The 18,884-nt window shown below is 62.3% G+C and carries 16 protein-coding genes; 8 read left to right on the forward strand and 8 right to left on the reverse strand.

Annotated elements, in window-relative coordinates:
* Positions 1-6: 6 nt before the first annotated feature.
* The 3 genes from AC07Y2_RS07755 to AC07Y2_RS07765 all read left to right on the forward strand — a co-directional run bounded on the left by AC07Y2_RS07755 (position 7) and on the right by AC07Y2_RS07765 (position 3,733).
* Positions 7-933 (forward strand): LysR family transcriptional regulator, encoded by a 927-nt coding sequence (locus AC07Y2_RS07755; protein ID WP_085667306.1) that lies wholly within the window; start codon positions 7-9, stop codon positions 931-933.
* A 104-nt stretch (positions 934-1,037) separates the two neighbouring features.
* Entirely contained in the window at positions 1,038-1,664 is a 627-nt protein-coding gene (locus AC07Y2_RS07760; protein WP_039764994.1) for a glutathione S-transferase family protein, read from the forward strand.
* A 38-nt stretch (positions 1,665-1,702) separates the two neighbouring features.
* Positions 1,703-3,733 (forward strand): 2Fe-2S iron-sulfur cluster-binding protein, encoded by a 2,031-nt coding sequence (locus tag AC07Y2_RS07765; RefSeq protein ID WP_103385808.1) that lies wholly within the window; start codon positions 1,703-1,705, stop codon positions 3,731-3,733.
* Positions 3,734-3,737: 4 nt separating this feature from the next.
* Here the strand turns inward: AC07Y2_RS07765 and AC07Y2_RS07770 are convergent, their stop codons facing one another.
* Genes AC07Y2_RS07770 through AC07Y2_RS07805 form a run of 8 tightly spaced genes read right to left on the reverse strand, consistent with a single transcriptional unit; the run spans position 3,738 to position 12,727 of the window.
* Positions 3,738-4,868 (reverse strand): glycosyltransferase family 4 protein, encoded by a 1,131-nt coding sequence (locus AC07Y2_RS07770; protein WP_103385807.1) that lies wholly within the window; start codon positions 4,866-4,868, stop codon positions 3,738-3,740.
* Positions 4,869-5,999, reverse strand: coding sequence for a glycosyltransferase family 4 protein (locus tag AC07Y2_RS07775; RefSeq protein WP_039764999.1), 1,131 nt, complete (start codon positions 5,997-5,999; stop codon positions 4,869-4,871).
* Positions 5,983-7,350 carry a glycosyltransferase family 4 protein gene (locus AC07Y2_RS07780; RefSeq protein WP_085667310.1) on the reverse strand — a complete coding sequence of 456 codons (1,368 nt, stop codon included), beginning with the start codon at positions 7,348-7,350 and terminating at the stop codon, positions 5,983-5,985. The genes AC07Y2_RS07775 and AC07Y2_RS07780 overlap by 17 nt, the downstream gene beginning before the upstream one ends.
* Complete coding sequence (locus AC07Y2_RS07785) at positions 7,347-8,597, reverse strand: ABC transporter ATP-binding protein (RefSeq protein ID WP_039765002.1); 1,251 nt, start codon at positions 8,595-8,597, stop codon at positions 7,347-7,349. Before AC07Y2_RS07785 ends, AC07Y2_RS07780 begins: the two co-directional genes overlap by 4 nt.
* Positions 8,597-9,394, reverse strand: a complete 798-nt coding sequence (locus tag AC07Y2_RS07790) for an ABC transporter permease (protein WP_103385806.1) — start codon at positions 9,392-9,394, stop codon at positions 8,597-8,599. The genes AC07Y2_RS07785 and AC07Y2_RS07790 overlap by 1 nt, the downstream gene beginning before the upstream one ends.
* Entirely contained in the window at positions 9,395-10,837 is a 1,443-nt protein-coding gene (locus tag AC07Y2_RS07795; RefSeq protein WP_103385805.1) for a mannose-1-phosphate guanylyltransferase/mannose-6-phosphate isomerase, read from the reverse strand.
* A 7-nt stretch (positions 10,838-10,844) separates the two neighbouring features.
* A complete protein-coding gene (gene gmd, locus AC07Y2_RS07800) occupies positions 10,845-11,816 on the reverse strand; it encodes a GDP-mannose 4,6-dehydratase (protein ID WP_039765008.1) in 972 nt (323 codons plus the stop codon).
* A complete protein-coding gene (locus AC07Y2_RS07805) occupies positions 11,813-12,727 on the reverse strand; it encodes a GDP-mannose 4,6-dehydratase (RefSeq protein WP_103385804.1) in 915 nt (304 codons plus the stop codon). Before AC07Y2_RS07805 ends, gmd begins: the two co-directional genes overlap by 4 nt.
* A 426-nt stretch (positions 12,728-13,153) precedes the next feature.
* On the opposite strand from AC07Y2_RS07805, the gene AC07Y2_RS07810 reads away from it, so the two are divergent.
* From AC07Y2_RS07810 to AC07Y2_RS07830, 5 genes are read left to right on the forward strand one after another with little or no spacing between them, the layout of a single operon-like run.
* Positions 13,154-14,701 carry a glycosyltransferase gene (locus AC07Y2_RS07810; protein ID WP_256586975.1) on the forward strand — a complete coding sequence of 516 codons (1,548 nt, stop codon included), beginning with the start codon at positions 13,154-13,156 and terminating at the stop codon, positions 14,699-14,701.
* Complete coding sequence (locus tag AC07Y2_RS07815; RefSeq protein ID WP_103385802.1) at positions 14,695-15,999, forward strand: glycosyltransferase; 1,305 nt, start codon at positions 14,695-14,697, stop codon at positions 15,997-15,999. The genes AC07Y2_RS07810 and AC07Y2_RS07815 overlap by 7 nt, the downstream gene beginning before the upstream one ends.
* The gene (locus AC07Y2_RS07820) at positions 15,996-16,880 is read left to right on the forward strand and encodes a class I SAM-dependent methyltransferase (RefSeq protein ID WP_085667314.1); all 885 of its coding nucleotides are present in this window, start codon (positions 15,996-15,998) and stop codon (positions 16,878-16,880) included. Before AC07Y2_RS07815 ends, AC07Y2_RS07820 begins: the two co-directional genes overlap by 4 nt.
* Positions 16,877-18,031 (forward strand): acyltransferase family protein, encoded by a 1,155-nt coding sequence (locus tag AC07Y2_RS07825; RefSeq protein ID WP_103385801.1) that lies wholly within the window; start codon positions 16,877-16,879, stop codon positions 18,029-18,031. The genes AC07Y2_RS07820 and AC07Y2_RS07825 overlap by 4 nt, the downstream gene beginning before the upstream one ends.
* A complete protein-coding gene (locus tag AC07Y2_RS07830) occupies positions 18,025-18,843 on the forward strand; it encodes a class I SAM-dependent methyltransferase (protein ID WP_074689855.1) in 819 nt (272 codons plus the stop codon). The genes AC07Y2_RS07825 and AC07Y2_RS07830 overlap by 7 nt, the downstream gene beginning before the upstream one ends.
* The last annotated feature ends 41 nt before the right edge of the window (positions 18,844-18,884 follow it).

Consider the following 18,884-nt stretch of genomic DNA (forward strand, 5'->3'; position numbering starts at 1 on the left):
TGAAAAGTGGATCGCTTCCAGGAAATGCAGGTTTTCGCCATCGTCGCCCAGGAACAGGGTTTTTCCGCTGCGGCGCGGCGTCTGGGTCTGTCGGCGGCGAGCGTGACCCGGGCGGTGGCGGCGCTGGAGCAGCGGATCGGCACGCAGTTGTTGATCCGTACCACCCGCAGCGTGCATTTGAGCGAAGCCGGTCTGCGTTTCCTGGAAGACTGTCGGAGGATTCTCGCCGAGATGCAGGAAGCGGAGGACTCCGCTGCCGGCAGTCATACCCAGCCCCGTGGGCAGTTGACGGTGACGGCGCCTGTTTTATTCGGCGAGCTGTTTGTCACGCCGGTGATGGCGCGTTATCTGACGCAATACCCGGACGTTTCCATCAACGCCCTGTTGCTCGACCGGGTAGTAAGCATGGTCGAGGAGGGCATCGACGTCGCGGTGCGCATCGGTGAGTTGCCGGACAGCAATCAGCATGCGATCCGTGTAGGTGAGGTACGACGGGTGATTTGCGGCTCGCCGGAATACTTCGCGGTCCATGGTCGGCCTGCCCATCCACAGGCATTGGCCGGGGCGCCGGTGGTGGCGACTTCGGCCATCGGCCAGCAGCGTAGCTGGCCATTTATGGAACACGGTGAACTCATCGGGGTAAAACCGGAACCGCGTCTGGTGGTCACGGCCAATCAGGCTGCAATCACGGCGGCGTCGCTGGGCCTGGGACTGACCCGGGTGCTGTCTTATCAGGTGGCCAGCAAGGTCGCCTCCGGCGAACTGGAAATCGTCCTCGCCGAGTTCGAACTGCCTGCGTTGCCGATCCATGTGGTGTATCAGGGCGGACGCAAGGCGCCGGCGCGGGTGCGCAGTTTTGTCGATTTCATGGTGAACGCATTGCGTGAGCATCCGGCGCTGAAAAACGCCGCGTTATTTCATCCAGAGAAATAATGGATTGCGTTTGCTGGTGATTCTGTTGTTTTCACGATAGGTGGAAGATGGCTCCCACGGCCGCCGTCCACCCTGAACGGCGCCATCATCCAGCGGAGTCGACCATGCAAGCGATCAAACTCTACAACTTCCCGCGTTCCGGCCACGCCCATCGCGTCGAACTGATGTTGTCACTGTTGCAACTGCCGACCGAACTGATCTTCGTCGATCTGGCCAAGGGCGAACATAAACAGGCGCCATACCTGGCTATCAACAGCTTTGGTCAGGTTCCGGCCATTGATGACAATGGCGTGGTACTGGCCGACTCCAACGCGATTCTCGTCTACCTGGCACAGAAATACGGCAACGGCCGCTGGCTGCCGAGCGATCCGGTCGGCGCCGCGCATGTGCAGCGCTGGTTGTCCGCTGCCGCCGGGCCGATTGCTTTCGGCCCTGCGGCCGCCCGCCTGATCACGGTGTTCGGGGCGAAGTTCAACGCCGAGGAAGTCATCACCCGTGCGCACAACTTTCTCAAGGTGATGGACCTGGAACTGGGCAAAACCCCGTATTTGGCGGGTACTGAGCCGACCATCGCTGACGTGGCGGCCTACAGCTACATTGCCCACGCACCGGAAGGCAATGTGTCGCTGGACGACTACGCTAACGTTCGCGCCTGGCTTTCGCGCATCGAGGCGCTGCCCGGTTTTGTCGGCATGCCGCGCACCATTGCCGGCCTGCAAACCACCGTCTGACATTCAATCTGCGCCGACGGCGCAGGGGAGAGACCGTGATGGAACGTTCACCGTGGCACGCTGGCGAGCAACAGTTACAGGCCCATGTCGGCGTTGCCGAGCGCATGGCGGAATTCGGGCGTAAGGTGATTCGCACCTGGATGCCGGATCAACACCGCCAGTTCTATGAGCAATTGCCTTTCATGCTGTACGGCGCGGTGGATGCCGAAGGTCGACCCTGGGCCAGTGTGCTGGAGGGGGAGCCGGGCTTTGCTCACTCTCCCGAGCCGACGCAACTGCAGTTCGCCAGTCTGCCGGCTGCCGATGACCCGGCGCAGTTACAAGCCGGCGCCGCCATTGGTCTGCTTGGTATCGAACTGCACACCCGCCGGCGCAATCGGCTCAATGGCCACATCGATAATCTTGACGCGAACGGGTTCGGTCTGACGGTGGATCAATCGTTCGGCAACTGCCCGCAATACATTCAATTGCGTCAGTTTCAGCGGGTGCCGCTGACCGATCCGCAGACCCGCAAAGCCGAACACCGTGACAGCCTCGATGACGCCGCCATTGCGCTGATCGAAAGCGCCGACACTTTCTTTGTCGCCAGTTACGTTGATGTCGACGGCGAGCGTTCGGTGGATGTTTCCCACCGCGGCGGTCAGCCCGGTTTTGTGCGGATCGAGGGTAATCGCCTGACGATCCCTGATTTTGCCGGCAACCTGCACTTCAACACGCTGGGCAATCTGCTGCTCAATCCCTTGGCCGGCTTGCTGTTCATCGACTTTTCCACAGGTGATGTGTTGCAGCTCAGCGGTCGCACCGAGATCATTCTCGAGGCGCCGCAGATCGAGGCCTTCCAGGGCGCCGAACGCCTGTGGACGTTTGAGGTGGAGAAACTGGTTCGGCGTCCGGCAGCGCTGGCTCTTCGCTGGCGCTTCGACGGCATGTCACCCACCAGCCTGCTGACCGGTAACTGGGCCCAGGCCGATGCACGGTTGCAGGCCAAGGCATTGGGGGACAGCTGGCGGCCATTGCGCGTGGCAAAAGTCGAAATGGAAAGCCGTCACATCCGCTCGATTTATCTGGAGCCGGACGATGGCGCAGGACTGCCGGTGTTTCTCGCCGGGCAGCATCTGCCGCTGCGGTTCACCCTCGATGGCGAGGTGCACATCCGTACCTACAGCCTGTCCGGCGCGCCGTCGGATGATTTCTTCCGGATCAGCGTGAAACGCGAAGGCCGGGTGTCGACGCACCTGCATGAGCAGATTCGCGTAGGCGATGTGCTGGAGGCGCGCTTGCCTCAAGGGCATTTCACGGTCGAGGCGCTGGAGCGCCGTCCACTGGTGTTGTTGGCGGCCGGAGTCGGCATCACGCCGCTGCTGTCGATGCTGCGTGAGGTGGTGTATCAGGGCCTGCGGACCCGGCGGATTCGTCCGACCCTGTTTGTTCAGAGTTCCCGCAGCCTCGCCGACCAGCCGTTTCGCGCGGAGGTGGATCGGTTGCTGGAGGATGCCGGTGATGCCGTGAAGGTGTTGCGAGTGCTAAGTCAGCCGGAAGACGATCTGGTCGAAGGAAAAGACTTCGACCTGCGTGGCCGTATCGATGGCGATCTGTTGCGCAATCTGCTGACCGACGAGGACTTCGATCAGGTCGACTTCGTGCTCTGCGGTCCCGGCGGTTTTACCCAAGGTATTTATGACATCTTGCGCGAACTGGATGTGCGGGACGGGCAGATCCACGCAGAAACCTTTGGTCCTTCGACCCTCAAGCGTCAACCCGATCCGGATGCGATCGTGATGGAACAACCGCCGGCCGCGACCACGTCAGTATCGGTGGTGTTCAACCGTTCAGCCAAGGAAGCGCGCTGGCAGCCCGACGGCGGCAGTCTGCTGGAGCTGGCGGAAAGCCGCGGCCTGCGGCCGGAATTCAGTTGTCGCGGTGGTTCGTGCGGCACCTGCAGGACGCGGCTGATCAGCGGCGCGGTGAATTATCCACAGCCTCCGGCAGAAGTGCCGGAGGAGGGGCAGGTGCTGATTTGCTGCGCGGTGCCGGCGCAGAGTGCCCAGCCGCTGGTGCTGGATCTGTAACGGATCAGGCGTAGGACAACGCCTTTTCCTCCAGCAGCTCCTGATACAGCTCGGTCCATTTGCGGCCCATTTCATCGGCTGTGAATAACTGCCGGTAGCGGGCCTCAGCCTTGAGGCCCATTTCGGCGGCGTGGGCCGGGTTTTCCCACAGGGTGCGCATCGCTTCGCGAAATGCCGGTGGATGACTCGGTGGCACCACCAGTCCGGTTTCGTTGTGGATGTTGATGTAGCTGGTGCCGGTGCCGATCTCGCTGGAGATCATCGGTTTGCCGTACATCGCGCCTTCGAGCAGCGAAATGCCGAACGCTTCCGAGCGCAGGTGCGATGGGAAGACGATGGCGTAGCTCAGTTGCAGCAGGGCGACCTTGTCTTCATCGCTCAGCCGCCCGAGGAAATGAATGTTGCGCAGACCCAGGGCCGCGGCCTGGGCGTGCAGTTCCTGCTCCAGCGGGCCGGCGCCGACGATCACCACCGGATAGTCCACGTCTTTCAAGGCTTCGAGCAGGATGTGCAGGCCTTTGTAATAGCGCATCACCCCGACGAACAGGAAAAACTTGTCCCCAAGCTGCTGCCGCCAGCGATTCATGCGCTCGATGTCGGGCTGTGGATAACCGGCCTTGTTCAAGCCGTAGGGGATGACGCGAGTCTTGTCCTGGAATTGCTGCAACACGTCGCTGGTGTGCAGATAGTTCGGCGAAGCCGCGACGATCCGGTCGGCGCTGGCGAGAAAGCGGTTCATCAGCGGGCGATAGAGTTTGAGCAGGTGCTTCTGGCGAATGATGTCCGAGTGATAGGTCACCACCGTCGGTTTGTTCACGCCGCTGGCGAAATGCACCAGATCCATGAACGGCCACGGGAAGTGGTAGTTGATTACGTCGGCTTCGGCGGCCAGTTCACGAAACTGCTTGAACACGCTCCAGGAAAAACCCGTGGAGGCGAACTGGATATCCAGTTTGGCCCGATGCACTTCATGCTGGCCGAGACGCACCACCGCAGGTTCTGGATTGGCGCTGAGGGTCAGCACCTGGCCTTCGATGCCGTGTTGGGCGCCACTTTCGCAGAGTTGAAAGATCACTTGCTCGATACCGCCGACCGAGTCAGGCAGGTACGTCTTGAAGAAATGAAGAACTCGCATTCAACCTCCCATGGCCTGGTGGTAGGCGCCGGCCGTGGCCTGCGCGCAACGCTTCCAGGAAAAAAGCCGTGCCTGCTGCAATCCGGCTTCCCGGCATGCCTGCCAGTGCGCTTGATCATCGATCAGTCGGCTCATCGCATCACGCAAGCCGTCTGCATCGTCAGCTTCAATATAGTTGCCGGCGTCGCCCGCCACTTCCGGCATGGCCGAAGAGCGGGTGATTACCACTGGCGTGCCGCTGGCCATCGCTTCCAGCACCGGCAGGCCGAAACCTTCATACAGCGACGGAAAAATCAGCGCCCGGGCGCCGGCCAGCAATTGCGCGACTTGCTCATCGGGCAGGTAGCCGAGCAGGCACACGTGCCCGCTAGCCAGTGCCTGTCGCAATTCATCACTGAACTGGTCGCGCTGCCAGCCGGCCATGCCGACGATCAACAGCGGGAAACGCTGGCGCACCCGATCTGGCAACAGCGCGTGGGCGCGCAGGGCCAGATTCAGGTTCTTGCGCGGCTCCAGGGTGCCGACGCAGAGAAAGTACTCCCGGTACTCGACCGCATGGGCCTTGAGCACCGCATCGATGGCTTGTGGATCGCGCGGCCTGAAACGCTCGGCGACACCCAGCGGCGCGACCACGAAGCGCTCGGCAGGCAGTCCGAAATACTCCCGGGCCTCGTCAGCGATGGCTTGCGAGTCGGTCAGAATGATCCGCGCCTGGCGTACGCCTTCGGCGAGCCGGCGCTCGATTTCCCGCAGCCGCGCCGGTGGCTGGGTCTCGGGGAAATGCAGGTGCGTGAGATCGTGCAGGGTAATCACGGTCGGGCCATCGAAGGCCAGCGGCCACAGACTCGGTTCGTGGTACAGATCGACCGGTTGCGCCGGGCCCTGATCGAAGCGTTTCTGTTCAAGCCAGCGGCGCGCCTGATAGGCCCCGGGGATCTGCCGCAGCAGCGGCGTCAGGCGCGAATAACCGGGCATCGCCGCTTCCGGCAGTTGCGCACTCCAGCCCCAGCCATGGAACAGCGCCACCTCGATATCGGTTTCAGTGTGCAAGGCATTCACCAGTTCGGCCACGTAATGGCCGATGCCGGTGCGCGGTGCCTGGAGGATGCGGGCGTTAAGGGCTATGCGCATGTTGCCTCGCTGACACCTGAGGTGCCTCCAGCACATGGCGCGCGGTACGCTCGGCCAGTTGCGCGCTGGCTTCCCGCCAGCCGATCCAATGCCAGTCGCTGACATCGCGGGCGGCGGGGAATCGGCCGCTGCGCTCAAAGCTCTGCACCAGATCGGCGAGGCTTTGCGGCGACTGCAGGTCGAAATAGGCCATGAACTCACCGCCGATCTCGCGAAACACCGGGATGTCGCTGCCCATCGCCGGCAGCCCGCGCTGCATGGCTTCCACCAGCGGCAGGCCGAAACCTTCGACGAACGAGGGAAACACCAGCGCGCTGGCATGGGCGTAGGCATGTTCGAGGCTGGTGTCGCTCAAGTCGTTGAACATGAACAGGCGTCGGTTCAGCTCGGGATGATGGCGGATCCGGGCCAGCAGCGCGTCGCACTTCCAGCCAATGCGCCCGGCAATGCACAACCGGGCTTTCGAGCCGTTCGCCCAGGCATGGTCGAAGGCATCCAGCAGATAGTCGTGGTTCTTGCGCGGCTCGATGGTGCTGACCATCAGGAACACCGGCTCCGGTGTTGCGAACAGCTGTTGCAAACGTGGTTCGACGGCGGCTTCGACGCTCTGCAGATCCAGCTCCGAACCGAGGTGAAAGTAGTCGAACCAGCGTTTGCCGACTTGTGCCGACCCGAGGCGACGCTGCATTTCTGCACGCAACTGATCACGCACGGTGGCGGAAATGGCCATGAAGCCGTCGGCGTTGCGGGCGATCCAGTCGAACCACTCGCTGTACACCTCGACCAGCCGCGTGTCGTAGAACTGCGGGTGGGACAAGGGAATCAGGTCGTAGATCACCGCAACGATGCCCAGACCTTCCTGTTTGAGGCGCTCGGCATGCAGGAAAAAGTCGGAATGCCAGGACGAATCCAGCAGCACCAGTTGATCGCCCGGCTGGTGTTGCAGCGGCTCGCAGCGTTGGGGCATTTGATAGCGATTGACTAGCCCGACCAGCCGCAGCGGTAGCCCGAATGCACCGAACGAGGTCAGGCGATAGCCGACGTACAACACGCGTCGTGCCAGTTTTGTGCGGCAACGAGTGTCCAGCCGTTGATGCAGCTGCCAGAAACGATGAGCCAGCCGTTCAAGACGTTCGCCAAACGTGACGATGGCATTGAACAGCGGCGAATCCAGCGGCGCCAGACGCTTCACTCGGTACAACTGGCCCTTGAGCAGAACCACCGGCACGCATTCGATCCCTTCGGCGCTCGGCGGCAGCTGTTTGATGACGTTGCGCACCACCCGCTGAATCCCCGAATTGACCTTCGGGTGTTTGAACACGTGGGTGCATTCAACCAGCAGGCGGGTCATGGCGCGCGCTCCGCGAGGCTGTCCGCGTGGCGGGTGATCGAGGTGCTGGCGCCCAGCCATGAACAGCCGACGAAATCTTCCTGGCGGTTGTTGATCACGTGGAACACCAGACCGTAGTCACGCCATTCGAAGTTGCGGTCCAGGTGCGAGTCCAGTCGCGACAGGCTCAGGGCCACGGAGTAATTGCCCTTGCCCAGGCCCATGACGAAGGCGAAGCGATAGATGATACGTTCACCCGCACTCAGGTCTTCCAGCGCCTGGTTCTGACGGTGGGTGTTGATGCCGTACATGGCCTGGCCCAGGCGATCCTTGATCATGAAGCCGAGCACCAGCCGCTCGATGTCCTGGCGAATCTCCACCTCGACTTCCAGTGTCACCGGCTGACCGACTTCGGCGGCGTCGATGGAGCGTCCGCGTTCATCGAGCAGGCGCACGCTGAGGATCCCGGCCTCGCCGGTGCCCGACACAGTGCGTACCTGGCCGCCGTCGAGCAGTTCCTGGCGCACGGTCTGGCCTTCGCGTTCGGCGAGCAGGGCGTTGTAGTAATCCATGACCGCTTCGGGTTTGTCGTGCATCACCATGTGGCCGCCTTCGAGCAGGATCGCCGAGTCGCAGATCGACTGGATCGCGGAGCGGTCGTGGGACACGATCAACAGCGTGGTGCCGGCCTTGCGGAAGCTGCGGATGCGGTCGAAGCTCTTGTGTTGGAAGTAGGCATCGCCCACCGAAAGCGCTTCGTCGACGATCAAAATATCCGGGCGGCGCGCGGTGGCGACGCTGAAGGCCAGGCGCATCTGCATGCCGCTGGAGTAGGTGCGCACCGGGTGATCGATGGCCTCGCCGATTTCCGCGAAGCGTTCGATGTCCGGCATCAGCGCTTCGATGTCTTCGACCTGCATGCCCAGCAGTTGCCCGGCCATGATTGCGTTCTGTCGGCCGGTGAAGTCCGGGTGAAACCCCATGCCCAGTTCCAGCAGCGCCGCGACCCGGCCCTCGAGTTGAATCTGGCCGCAGGTCGGTTGAGTGGTGCCGGTGATCATTTTCAGCAGGGTGCTTTTGCCGGCGCCGTTGACCCCGACAATACCCACCGCTTCACCGGGAGCGATTTCAAAATTTACGTCCTGCAGCACCCAGTGCTGGCGATGGCGCATCGGCGAAAACGGAATCAGCCATTCGGCCAGGCGACTCCAGCGGGTGGGGTACTGCTTGTAGGCCTTGCCCAGGCCCGTAACGCGTATGTGCCCCATCAGAGTTCATCCACCATTTCGCCGACCCGCCGACGAAACAGGCGCAGGCCGACCGCGCACAGCAGCAGGCCGATCACGAAGATCGGCAGCAGCGAACTCCACACCGGCCACTGACCGTAGAGGAACAGGTTTTGATAGCTGCCGATCAGGTTGGTCAGCGGATTGAGCTGCAACAGGCGCTGCACCCACTCGGGCAGGATGCTCAGCGGATACACGATCGGTGTCAGCCAGAACCAGAATTGCAGGCAGATGGCGAACAATTGCCCGACATCGCGAAAGAACACGTTGAGCACGCCGAGGATCATGCCCAGTCCGGCGCAGAACAGCACTTGCAGCGCCAGCAGCGGCACCAGTGCCAGCAGGGCCATGCCCGGCCAGCGCCCGCTGATCAGCAGAAACCCGAGGAACAGGCCGATGATGATCACGAAGTTGATTCCTGCATTGAGCAGCACGATCACCGGCAGGCACAGGCGCGGGAAGCTGATTTTTTTCAGCAGGTTGGCGTTTTCCAGAAACATGTTCTGGCTGCGCAGGGTGATTTCCGAGAACAGGCCCCAGGTCAGCAGCCCGGCGCACAGGTAGACGCTGTAGGCCATGCCGTCGTCCACGCCGGGCAGGCGGGCGCGCATGATGTGGGAAAAGATCACCGTGTACACGATGATCATCGACAGCGGGTTGAGTACCGTCCACAGCGCGCCGAACAGCGAATTGCGATACCGCGCTTGAAACTCCCGCTTGACGCTACCGAGGATGAAACCCCGGTAGTCGTGCAGCGAGCGGTACAGGGAAAGCAGCATTCACACCGTCCTGCCGTATTGGTCTTCGAAGCGGACGATGTCGTCCTCTCCCAGGTATTCGCCGCTTTGCACTTCGATGATCACCAGGTCGATCACGCCGGGGTTTTCCAGACGGTGCTTGTGACCGGCGGCGATGAACGTCGATTCGTTCTTCGCCACCAACGTCGTGCCGCTGCCGTTGTTGGTGACTTTGGCCATGCCTTCGACCACCACCCAGTGTTCATTGCGGTGATGGTGCATCTGCAACGACAGCTTGCCGCCGGGTTTGACCACGATGCGCTTGATCTTGAAGCGCGGGCCTTCTTCGAGCACGGTGTAAGTGCCCCACGGACGGCTGACCGTACGATGCAGGCGATAGGCTTCGTGGGATTTGTCCTTGAGCTGTTTGGCCACGCGTCGCACATCCTGGGCACGGTCGGCGTGGGCTACCAGCACGGCGTCGGCGGTGTCGATGATTATCAGGTCTTCCACACCGACGGCAGCCACCATCCGGCCATCGCTTTGAACGAAGTTGTTGCGGCTGTCGATGAAGATCGCTTCGCCGCTGGCGCGGTTGTTATCCGCGTCCGCCGGCACCAGCGCGGCCACTGCACCCCATGATCCGATGTCGCTCCAGTCGAAACCCGCCGGCACCACCACAACCTTTTCCGAGCGCTCCATCAGTGCGTAGTCGATGGAGATGTCGGTGATCTCGGCGAACAGCTGGGGCGACAGTTCCTGTTGCAGGCAACCGGCGGTTTCCACCGGTTCGCTGGCGGCCATGCAGGCGCGGGCCTGTTCCAGCAGCTCGGGGGCGTGCAGCGCCAGCTCGGCGATCACCGTTGCGGTGGAGAAACAGAACATCCCCGAATTCCACAGGAAATTGCCGCTCTCCAGATAATGGGTGGCGGTTTGCAGATCGGGTTTTTCCACGAAACGCTGGACCTTGGCCGCGCCCCGGTCGTTGAGCGGTGCGCCGGTCTCGATGTAACCGAAGCCGGTTTCCGGGGCGGTCGGCACCACGCCAAAGGTCACCAGATAACCGTCCTTCGCCAGATTGACCGCGTGCTCGACCGCGCTTTTGAGCGCCTCTTCATTGACGATCAAATGGTCGGCGGGCATCACCACCATGATTGCCGCATCGCCGTGCAGGGCTTGCAGCGACAGTGCCGCCGCCGCAATGGCCGGTGCGGTGTTGCGTCCGGTGGGCTCGAGCAGGAAGTGTCCGCGATGCCGGGACAGGCGCGCGGCCTGATAGTGATCCTTGCTCTGGAAGTAGTACTCGCGGTTGGTCACCGTGACAATGTCGCCCCAACCGTCCAGCAGCGCGGCGGCGCGCCGGTAGGTCTTGCCCAGCAGCGACTGGCCGTCGGGCAGGGTCATGAACGGCTTCGGATGGCCTTCGCGGGAAACCGGCCACAAACGGGTGCCGGCACCGCCGGACAGAATCACGGGGATCAGCATGGCCTGCCTACTCCTTGGCGACGCGTTTCATGTCCGCATCCATCATCATGCGGATCAGGGTGTCGAGGTCGGTCCTGGGTTTCCAGCCGAGCACGCGCTGGGCCTTGGCCGGGTTGCCGAGCAGCACTTCGACTTCCGCCGGGCGGAAAAACGCCGGGTCGATCTTCACATAATCCCGGTAGTTCAGGCCGACGTGATCGAAGGCGATGCGGCACATCTCGCGCACGGTGGTGGTGACGCCGGTAGCGACCACGAAATCGTCGGGCTTGTCCTGTTGCAGCATCAGCCACATGGCCTCGACGTAATCACCGGCAAAGCCCCAGTCGCGCTTGGCGTCGATGTTGCCCAGGGCCAGCTCCTGCTGTTTGCCCTGTTTGATCCGGGCGGCGGCGTCGGTGACCTTGCGGGTCACGAATTCGATGCCGCGCAGGGGCGATTCATGATTGAACAGAATGCCGCTGCTGGCGTGCAGGTTGAAGCTTTCGCGGTAGTTGACGGTGATCCAGTGGCCATAGAGTTTGGCCACGCCGTAAGGACTGCGCGGGTAGAACGGGGTGTTCTCGTCTTGCTGCTCGGCCTGGATCAGACCGAACATTTCGCTGGTGGACGCTTGATAGAAACGCGTGTGCGGGCTGAACTGACGGATCGCTTCGAGCAGGTGGGTCACGCCCAGGCCATCGACGATCCCGGTGGTCACCGGTTGGTCCCAGGAGGCAGCGACGAAGCTCTGGGCTGCCAGGTTATACACCTCGTCCGGTGCCGACTTGATCACCGCGCGCTGCACCGAGCAGGCATCGGCCATGTCGCCATCCAGGTAGACGATGTCCGCTTCGACGCCCATCTCCCGCAGGCGCCAGCGTGAATCGCTGCTGCGCCGTGCGACAAGGCCGTGAACCTTGTAACCCTTGTCGAGCAGCAGCTTGGCCAGATACGCGCCGTCCTGGCCGGTGATCCCGGTGATCAATGCACTTTTTGTCATTCTTGTCGTACTCGCGTCTCCCAGTCGGACAGGATCGCCCGCAGGGATTGTTGTGTAGTGATTTGCGGCGTCCATCCTGTGGTCCGGGCCAGCCGTTGGTGGCTGCCGCAGACGCGACGCTGATCCGCGCGGCGCATGCGTGCCGGATCCTGAACCAGTTGCAGCTCGACCTCGGCCAGGTCGCCCATCTGTTCGATGAGGCTGCGGATGCTTTGCTCACGGCCTGAGCAAATGTTGTAGACCTGCCCCGGCGTGCCTTTCTCCAGCAGTGCGAAATAGGCCGAGACCACGTCGCCGACATCGAGGAAATCGCGGGTGACATCGATGTCGCCGACTTCCAGGCGCGGCGCTTGCAGTCCTTGCTTGATGCGGTTGATCTGCCGCGCGGCGCTGGCGATGACGAAGCTTTCCTTCTGCCCGGTACCGATGTGGTTGAACGGCCGCGCCACCAGCACCGGCCAGCCTTCGCTGAGGCCCCATTGCAGGCTGAGGAATTCGGCCGACAGCTTGCTGACCGCATAGGGATTGCGCGGGCAGGGTGGTTGTTGTTCGGTGATCGGCAGCGCGGGTTCTTCGACCTGGCCGTAGACATCGCCCGAGCTGACATACAGGAACGTGCCCTTGAAGCCACGGGCCTTGAGGGCCTGCAACAGGTTCAAGGTGCCGAGCAGGTTGATGTCGAAGGTGCGTGCCGGGTCGCGGAAGGCTTCGGGGACGAAGGTCTGGCCAGCCAGGTGAATGACCGCGTCGGGCAGCTGTGGCCACAGATCGATGAGGCTGTCCGGTTTTGTCAGGTCGTAGGCCGAGGCGGCAGGCAGCAGCTGCCACGTCGCGTCTTCCCCTTGCAGACGTGACTGGATGTGTTGTCCTACGAACCCACTGAGGCCCGTGATGAACAGACTTTTTTTCAAACAGCGACCCCTTGGTCTTTAACTTTCACCTCTTCCCACAGGCTTTAAGGGAATGTCTGTCAGACCCCTGAAAAAACCGGGCAGAACGGCAGGTGAAGTCATTGTTGTAGTTGTTTGGCTGCCAATCTGTGCCAATTGCGCAGCAATTTCAACCGGCCAAACCGTGACCGGTCAGTTCTCGTCAGAGTAGTCGGGTTTTTCTCGCCGGGCGGTTCCCGAAGGCGCGACGGATGTGTTTAGAATGCCCCTCGTCGCGATCCACGGCGGCTTTTCGCAAGGATCGTGCGACAGGGTAAAACCGACCATTAAAACAAGAACAGAGACGTGCCCGATGACGCAGGACGAACAGCGCTGATGCCGGTTCGATCCGACGCTCGGCCGTCATAGCGTGAAGCTGCCGGGATGGCGGTTGCACCGTGGGATGCCATGAATTTCATTCTCTACTCGGACGTCAACGACCGCTCCATCAGCCAGAGTCTGGGGCGTCCCGAATACAGCTACTACTTCGTGCTCAAGGCCTATCGCCCGGTGCTGGAAAGCCTGGGGCGAGTGCATGTGGTGTCCACTAGCGCCGAGGTTGATCCACTCTACCGACAACTGCTCGCCGCCGGTGAAAGCAGCGTTTTCCTGTCCTTCACGCCGCCACAAAATACCCCGACCGACCTTGAATGCCCGACAATCTGCGTGATTGCATGGGAATTCGATTCGATCCCCGATGAATCATGGGACGATGATCCGCGCCACGACTGGACGCAGATGCTCGCCCGACAGGGACGGGTCATCACGCTGTCGAGCCACACCGCCCGCGCGATTCGCCGCGCCATGGGCGAGGACTTTCCGGTACTCGTGCTGCCGACGCCCTTGTGGGAAAACTTCGCCGCCATTCGTGAGCAACATGTCAGTGAGCCGATCAATCCCGGCGCGACCCTGGCCATCAAGGGCTGCATTTTCGACAGTCGCACGCTGGCGTTATCTGCCGACGATCTGTTGCCCAAGCCGCTGACTGCCGAACAACTGGCCGAAATCGAGGCGCTACGCCCGCCACCGCTGACGTTCAAACGCCGCTTGGTCATTGCCCGTCATTATCTGCGTCTGTGGAGGCTGGGGGCGGGTGAAGAACGGGTGAAGTTCCTGCATCACTGGTACTGGGAAGGTGTGCAGGATCTGCTGTCGGATCGCACACACGCCTGGCTCGAGAAACGCCTGCCGGCCATTGCCGCTCCGCATGCGGTGGCCGTGGCCGAGCCACCGCCGCTGGATCTGCCGGACACGTCCTCGGTGGTCGAGACCACGGTGGAAGGCGTGATCTACGTGACGGTGTTCAACCCCAGGGACGGCCGCAAGAACTGGCATCATCTGGTTACCGCCTTCTGCTGGGCCTTTCGCGAAACGCCTGACGCGACACTGGTGCTGAAGATTACCCAGAACGATCTGGCGTCCTACTACAGCGAACTGATGACCCTGCTCGCACAACTGACACCGTTCGCCTGCCGGGTGCTGGTGATGCATGGTTATCTGGACGACGCGCAATACGCGCGGCTCTACCAGGCTGCGAGTTTCTACGTGAACGCCTCACGCTGCGAAGGCCTGTGCCTGCCATTGATGGAGTTCATGTCCAGCGGCAAACCGGTGATCGCCCCGGATCACACGGCCATGGAAGACTACATCGACGACACCGTGGCCTTCGTCGTCCGGTCCAGCGAAGAGCTGACGATCTGGCCCCAGGACACCCGCATCATTTACCGCACCCTGCGCTATCGGCCGGACTGGGCTTCGCTCAAAAGCGCCTATGAGAACAGCTACCGGATGGCCAAGGCGCAGCCGCAGGAATACGCGCGCATGTCTGCCGCCGCTGTCGAACGCATGCACGATTACTGCGCGTTTGCCCCGGTACAACGGCGCATGGCGGACTTTTTCGGCCTCGTGCCGCTGGCTGCCGATGCCGCCCCCGTGACGGACAACGCCTCATGCTGATCATCATTCATTCGGAAACCAACCAGCACACCATCGCGCAGAACCTGGGGCGTTCGGAGTACAGCTATTACTTCGTGCTCAAGGAGTATCGCCCGGTGCTCGAACGCCTTGGGCGTGTGGTGGAAGTCGTCGATCCGGCGCGCGAAGTCGATGCGTTGTATCTGGAATGCCTGTCCCGTGGCGAGCCCTGCGTGTTCCTGTCGTTCTCGCCGCCGCACCGCACGCCGATCCACCTGGCATGTCCGACGTTGCCGGTGTTCGCCTGGGAATTCAGCACCATCCCCAACGAACCCTTCGACAACGAGCCGCGCAATGACTGGCGCACGGTGCTCCGGGCCTGCGGCGCGGCGATCACCCATTCCAGCTACACGGTCAACGCCGTGCGCGAGGCCATGGGCGCCGATTACCCGATTGTCGCGGTGCCGGCGCCGGTGTGGGATCGCTTCGCGGCCCGTGGCGCGCAGCTTCAGGGCCAGCCCTCGACAGGGCTGGTGCGCCTGACGATCAAAGGGCTGGTCGCCGACAGTCGTCAGCTCGATCTCGACGCGTTCGGCCCGAAACACCTGCGCCGTGGCAAGGGCATCGATTTCCAGGCGCCGGCGCGCGAGCAGGAGCTGCTGCTGGACGGTGTCGTCTACACATCGGTGTTCAATCCCGGTGACGGACGCAAGAACTGGGAAGACATGCTCAGCGCCTTCTGTGTGACGTTTCGCGATGTCGAAGACGCGACACTGGTGCTCAAGCTCACGCACCACGATGCCGAAGAGGCGCTCAGCGACATTCTTCATCATCTGTACAAGAACCAGTCCTACCGCTGTCGCATCGTGCTGATTTACGGCTACCTCGCGGATGCCGACTACGAGCGTCTCGTGCAGGCCACCCGGTACGTGGTCAACACGTCCTACGGCGAGGGCCAGTGTCTGCCACTGATGGAATTCATGTCCTGCGGCAAGCCGGCTGTGGCGCCGCGCACCACGGCGATGATCGATTACCTGAGCACCGATAACGCATTCGTGGTGGAGTCCACCGATGAACTCACCGCCTGGCCTCACGATCCGCGCAAGGCGTTCCGCACGTTGCGCTATATGACCAACTGGGCGTCGGTCTGTGTGGCCTATCGCGACAGCTATGAGGTGGCGAAGAACAATCCCCGGCTCTATGCACAGATGTCGGCGCAGGCCGTTGCCAGCCTGCAGGCGTTCTGCAGTCAGGCGGTGGCCGAGCAGCGGTTGCGCGATTTTCTCGTTCAGGTACACGAGCACCTTGGTGCCGCTGCAACGGAAGCCACGGGGACATGATCCGCGCATGGCTGAGGCGTTTGCGTCCGGTTGCGCACCCGGCGCCGGTATCCGTGCCTGAACCGGTTGCCGCGGGCGTGTCGCCCAGGGATGTGGGTCTGCATGACGCCATGCTCGACGGCTGGTTTAACGGCGACAGTGGTGAGTTGCTCAAGGGCTTTGTCATTGACGCGGACGACACCCTGCTCGACGTGGGGTGTGGCGAGGGTGTCGCGACATTGTTCGCCGTGCGCCAGGGCGCCTCGGTGATCTTCACCGACAGCGAACACGACAAGGTGCGCGACCTCGCCCGACAAGTCGAAGCGCAGAGCCGCAAGGCCAGTCTCGGTCTGGTCAGCAACAGCCTGCCATTGCCGCTGAGCGACGGCTGTGCGAGCAAGGTCGTGTGCATGGAAGTGCTGGAACACATCGATCATCCCGAGCCGTTCATGGCCGAGCTGGTACGCATGGGCCGTCCCGGTGCGCTGTACCTGCTCAGCGTGCCGGCACCGGTGGGCGAGCATTTGCAGCAGGGCATCGCCCCGGCGGGTTATTACCAGTCGCCCAATCATGTGCAGATCTTCACCCCGGAACGCTTCGCGGCACTGGTGGAGGATGCCGGTCTGGTGATCGAGCATCGTCAGGCCACGGGGTTTTTCTGGGTCATGGGCATGATTTTTTTCTGGGCCAGCGAACGGGCTGCCGGCCGTGACCTCGGTGGCGCCGTGCGCGACCGGATCCAGGCGCCGTATCCACCGTTGATGGAGAGTTGGGCCAGAACCTGGCAGGACTTGCTGGCGCAGCCCGATGGATTGGCGATCAAGCAGATGCTCGACCGGTTCATGCCCAAGAGCCAGGTGATCATTGCCCGCAAACCGCTCGATGCAGGACCTGTGTCATGAGCGGCAAGCGGATCATGGACATCGAAGTCCTGCGCGCTGTCGCGGTACTCGGCGTGCTGTTTCATCACCTGCAGGGCAGCCTGTTCACCGACCCGGTGCCGCTGCTTGAAAGGGTTCATGCCTGGGCGCAGCCGTGGTGGGGCGTCGACTTGTTTTTTGCGATCTCCGGGTTTGTCATCGCCCGCAGCCTGATCCCGGCGCTGCGCGGTTGCAGCAATCGCCAGGAATACTGGGAGCAGACGCGCAATTTCTGGCTGCGTCGGGCGTTTCGTCTGTTGCCCTCGGCCTGGCTGTGGCTGGCGTTGATGCTGCTGGCGTGCGTGTTTCTGAATCGATCAGGCGCGTTCGGGACGTGGTCCGCCAACGTCCAGGCCACGTTGGCCGGGGTGCTGCAGTACGCCAACTTCCGCTTTGCCGATGCGTTCTTTCATTACGAATACGGCAGCAGTTTCGTCTACTGGAGCCTGGCGCTGGAGGAGCAGTTCTACCTGTTGTTCCCGCTTGTGATCATGCTGTGCCGCAAGCATCTGGTGTGGGCATTGCTGGCGCTGGTGGCGGTGCAGCTGTTTACGGTGCGCACGCCGCTGCTGATGGTGATTCGTACCGATGCGCTGGCGCTGGGTGTGTTGTTGGCGATGTGGAGCGTGCAGCCGGGTTACCGCCGTTGGGAGCCGGTATTCCTGCGGCGGCCATGGGCCGGAGTGTTCGCGCTGATCGGCCTCGGAGCGCTGCTGAGCTTCATGGCCACCGACCGTTTCACCTTCGCCGGTTACCGCATCGGGTCTATCGCCGTGCTCAGCGCCGTGCTGGTGTGGATTGCTTCATACGACCGCAATTACCTGCTGCCGGCCGGTGGCCTGCAACGACTGATGGCATGGATCGGCAGCCGCTCCTACGGCATTTACCTGATCCACATCCCGGCCTATCAACTGGTGCGGGAACTGATTTTCCGTTTGCAGGGTGCCGGTCTGCCGAGCCCGGCCGGGCATCCGATCGTGACGCTGCTGATAGCCGGTGGCCTGATCGTGCTGCTCAGCGAACTCAATTACCGCTTGATCGAAATGCCCATGCGCAATCGAGGCGCCACGCTGGTGAAACGCCTCGGCACCTCGCGAACCGTTGTCTCGCCCCCTGGAGCCACCTCATGCTGAGCCTTTTGAAAAAACTCACGGCGGCTCCGGCCCCCGCACACGCTGTCGCACCGGTCGCCGACAAGGTCGACCCTTACATGCTCGGCCTGCACGACGCGATGCTCAGCGGCTGGTTCAACCAGGAAACCGGCGAGCTGTTCAAAGGCTTCCCGGTGACCGCCGACGACACCTTGCTGGACGTTGGCTGCGGCGACGGTGGCAACGTGCATTTCTGCGGCATGCGCGGGGCGAAGATCATCATTGCCGACATCGACGGCGCCAAGGTCGAAGCGACTCGCCAGCGCCTGAGCGATACGCCGGCGCGTGGCGTCGAATGCCATGTGACCGACTGCAATCCGCTGCCGATCGCCGATGGCACCGCCACTCGCGTGGTGTCCACTGAAGTCATCGAACACGTCGACGACCCGGCGCAGTTCCTTGCCGAACTGGTGCGCGTCGGCCAGTCGGGCGCGCTGTATCTGCTGAGCGTGCCGCACCCCAGCTCCGAAGACCTGCAAAAAGACATCGCCGCGCCGGAGTATTTCCAGAAGCCCAACCACATTCGCATCATCAGCGAAGAGCAGTTCAAGGCGATGGTCAGCGAGGCGGGACTCGAGATCATCAGCCATAGCCAGTACGGCTTCTACTGGTCGATGTGGATGATGCTGTTCTGGGAAGCGAAGGTCGAGTTCAGCAACCCGGATCATCCGCTGCTCAACCATTGGGCCGAGACCTGGCAAGCGGTGCTCGACTCGCCGCGCGGCGCGCAGATCAAGCAGGCGCTGGATGCGGTGGTGGCGAAAAGTCAGGTCATCATTGCCCGCAAGCCCTGAACGCTTTTGTGTAACCTTGCAGCCTGATGTCTCAGGGATCT

The sequence above is a fragment of the Pseudomonas sp. GW456-12-1-14-TSB6 genome (assembly GCF_059424205.1).

Coding starts and splice junctions, on each gene's coding strand:
- AC07Y2_RS07760 (WP_039764994.1), top strand. CDS start 1,038: ATGCAAGCGATCAAACTCTACAACTTCCCGCGTTCCGGCCACGCCCAT.
- AC07Y2_RS07765 (WP_103385808.1), top strand. CDS start 1,703: ATGGAACGTTCACCGTGGCACGCTGGCGAGCAACAGTTACAGGCCCAT.
- AC07Y2_RS07770 (WP_103385807.1), bottom strand. CDS start 4,868: ATGCGAGTTCTTCATTTCTTCAAGACGTACCTGCCTGACTCGGTCGGC.
- AC07Y2_RS07775 (WP_039764999.1), bottom strand. CDS start 5,999: ATGCGCATAGCCCTTAACGCCCGCATCCTCCAGGCACCGCGCACCGGC.
- AC07Y2_RS07780 (WP_085667310.1), bottom strand. CDS start 7,350: ATGACCCGCCTGCTGGTTGAATGCACCCACGTGTTCAAACACCCGAAG.
- AC07Y2_RS07785 (WP_039765002.1), bottom strand. CDS start 8,597: ATGGGGCACATACGCGTTACGGGCCTGGGCAAGGCCTACAAGCAGTAC.
- AC07Y2_RS07790 (WP_103385806.1), bottom strand. CDS start 9,394: ATGCTGCTTTCCCTGTACCGCTCGCTGCACGACTACCGGGGTTTCATC.
- AC07Y2_RS07795 (WP_103385805.1), bottom strand. CDS start 10,837: ATGCTGATCCCCGTGATTCTGTCCGGCGGTGCCGGCACCCGTTTGTGG.
- gmd (WP_039765008.1), bottom strand. CDS start 11,816: ATGACAAAAAGTGCATTGATCACCGGGATCACCGGCCAGGACGGCGCG.
- AC07Y2_RS07810 (WP_256586975.1), top strand. CDS start 13,154: ATGAATTTCATTCTCTACTCGGACGTCAACGACCGCTCCATCAGCCAG.
- AC07Y2_RS07815 (WP_103385802.1), top strand. CDS start 14,695: ATGCTGATCATCATTCATTCGGAAACCAACCAGCACACCATCGCGCAG.
- AC07Y2_RS07820 (WP_085667314.1), top strand. CDS start 15,996: ATGATCCGCGCATGGCTGAGGCGTTTGCGTCCGGTTGCGCACCCGGCG.
- AC07Y2_RS07825 (WP_103385801.1), top strand. CDS start 16,877: ATGAGCGGCAAGCGGATCATGGACATCGAAGTCCTGCGCGCTGTCGCG.
- AC07Y2_RS07830 (WP_074689855.1), top strand. CDS start 18,025: ATGCTGAGCCTTTTGAAAAAACTCACGGCGGCTCCGGCCCCCGCACAC.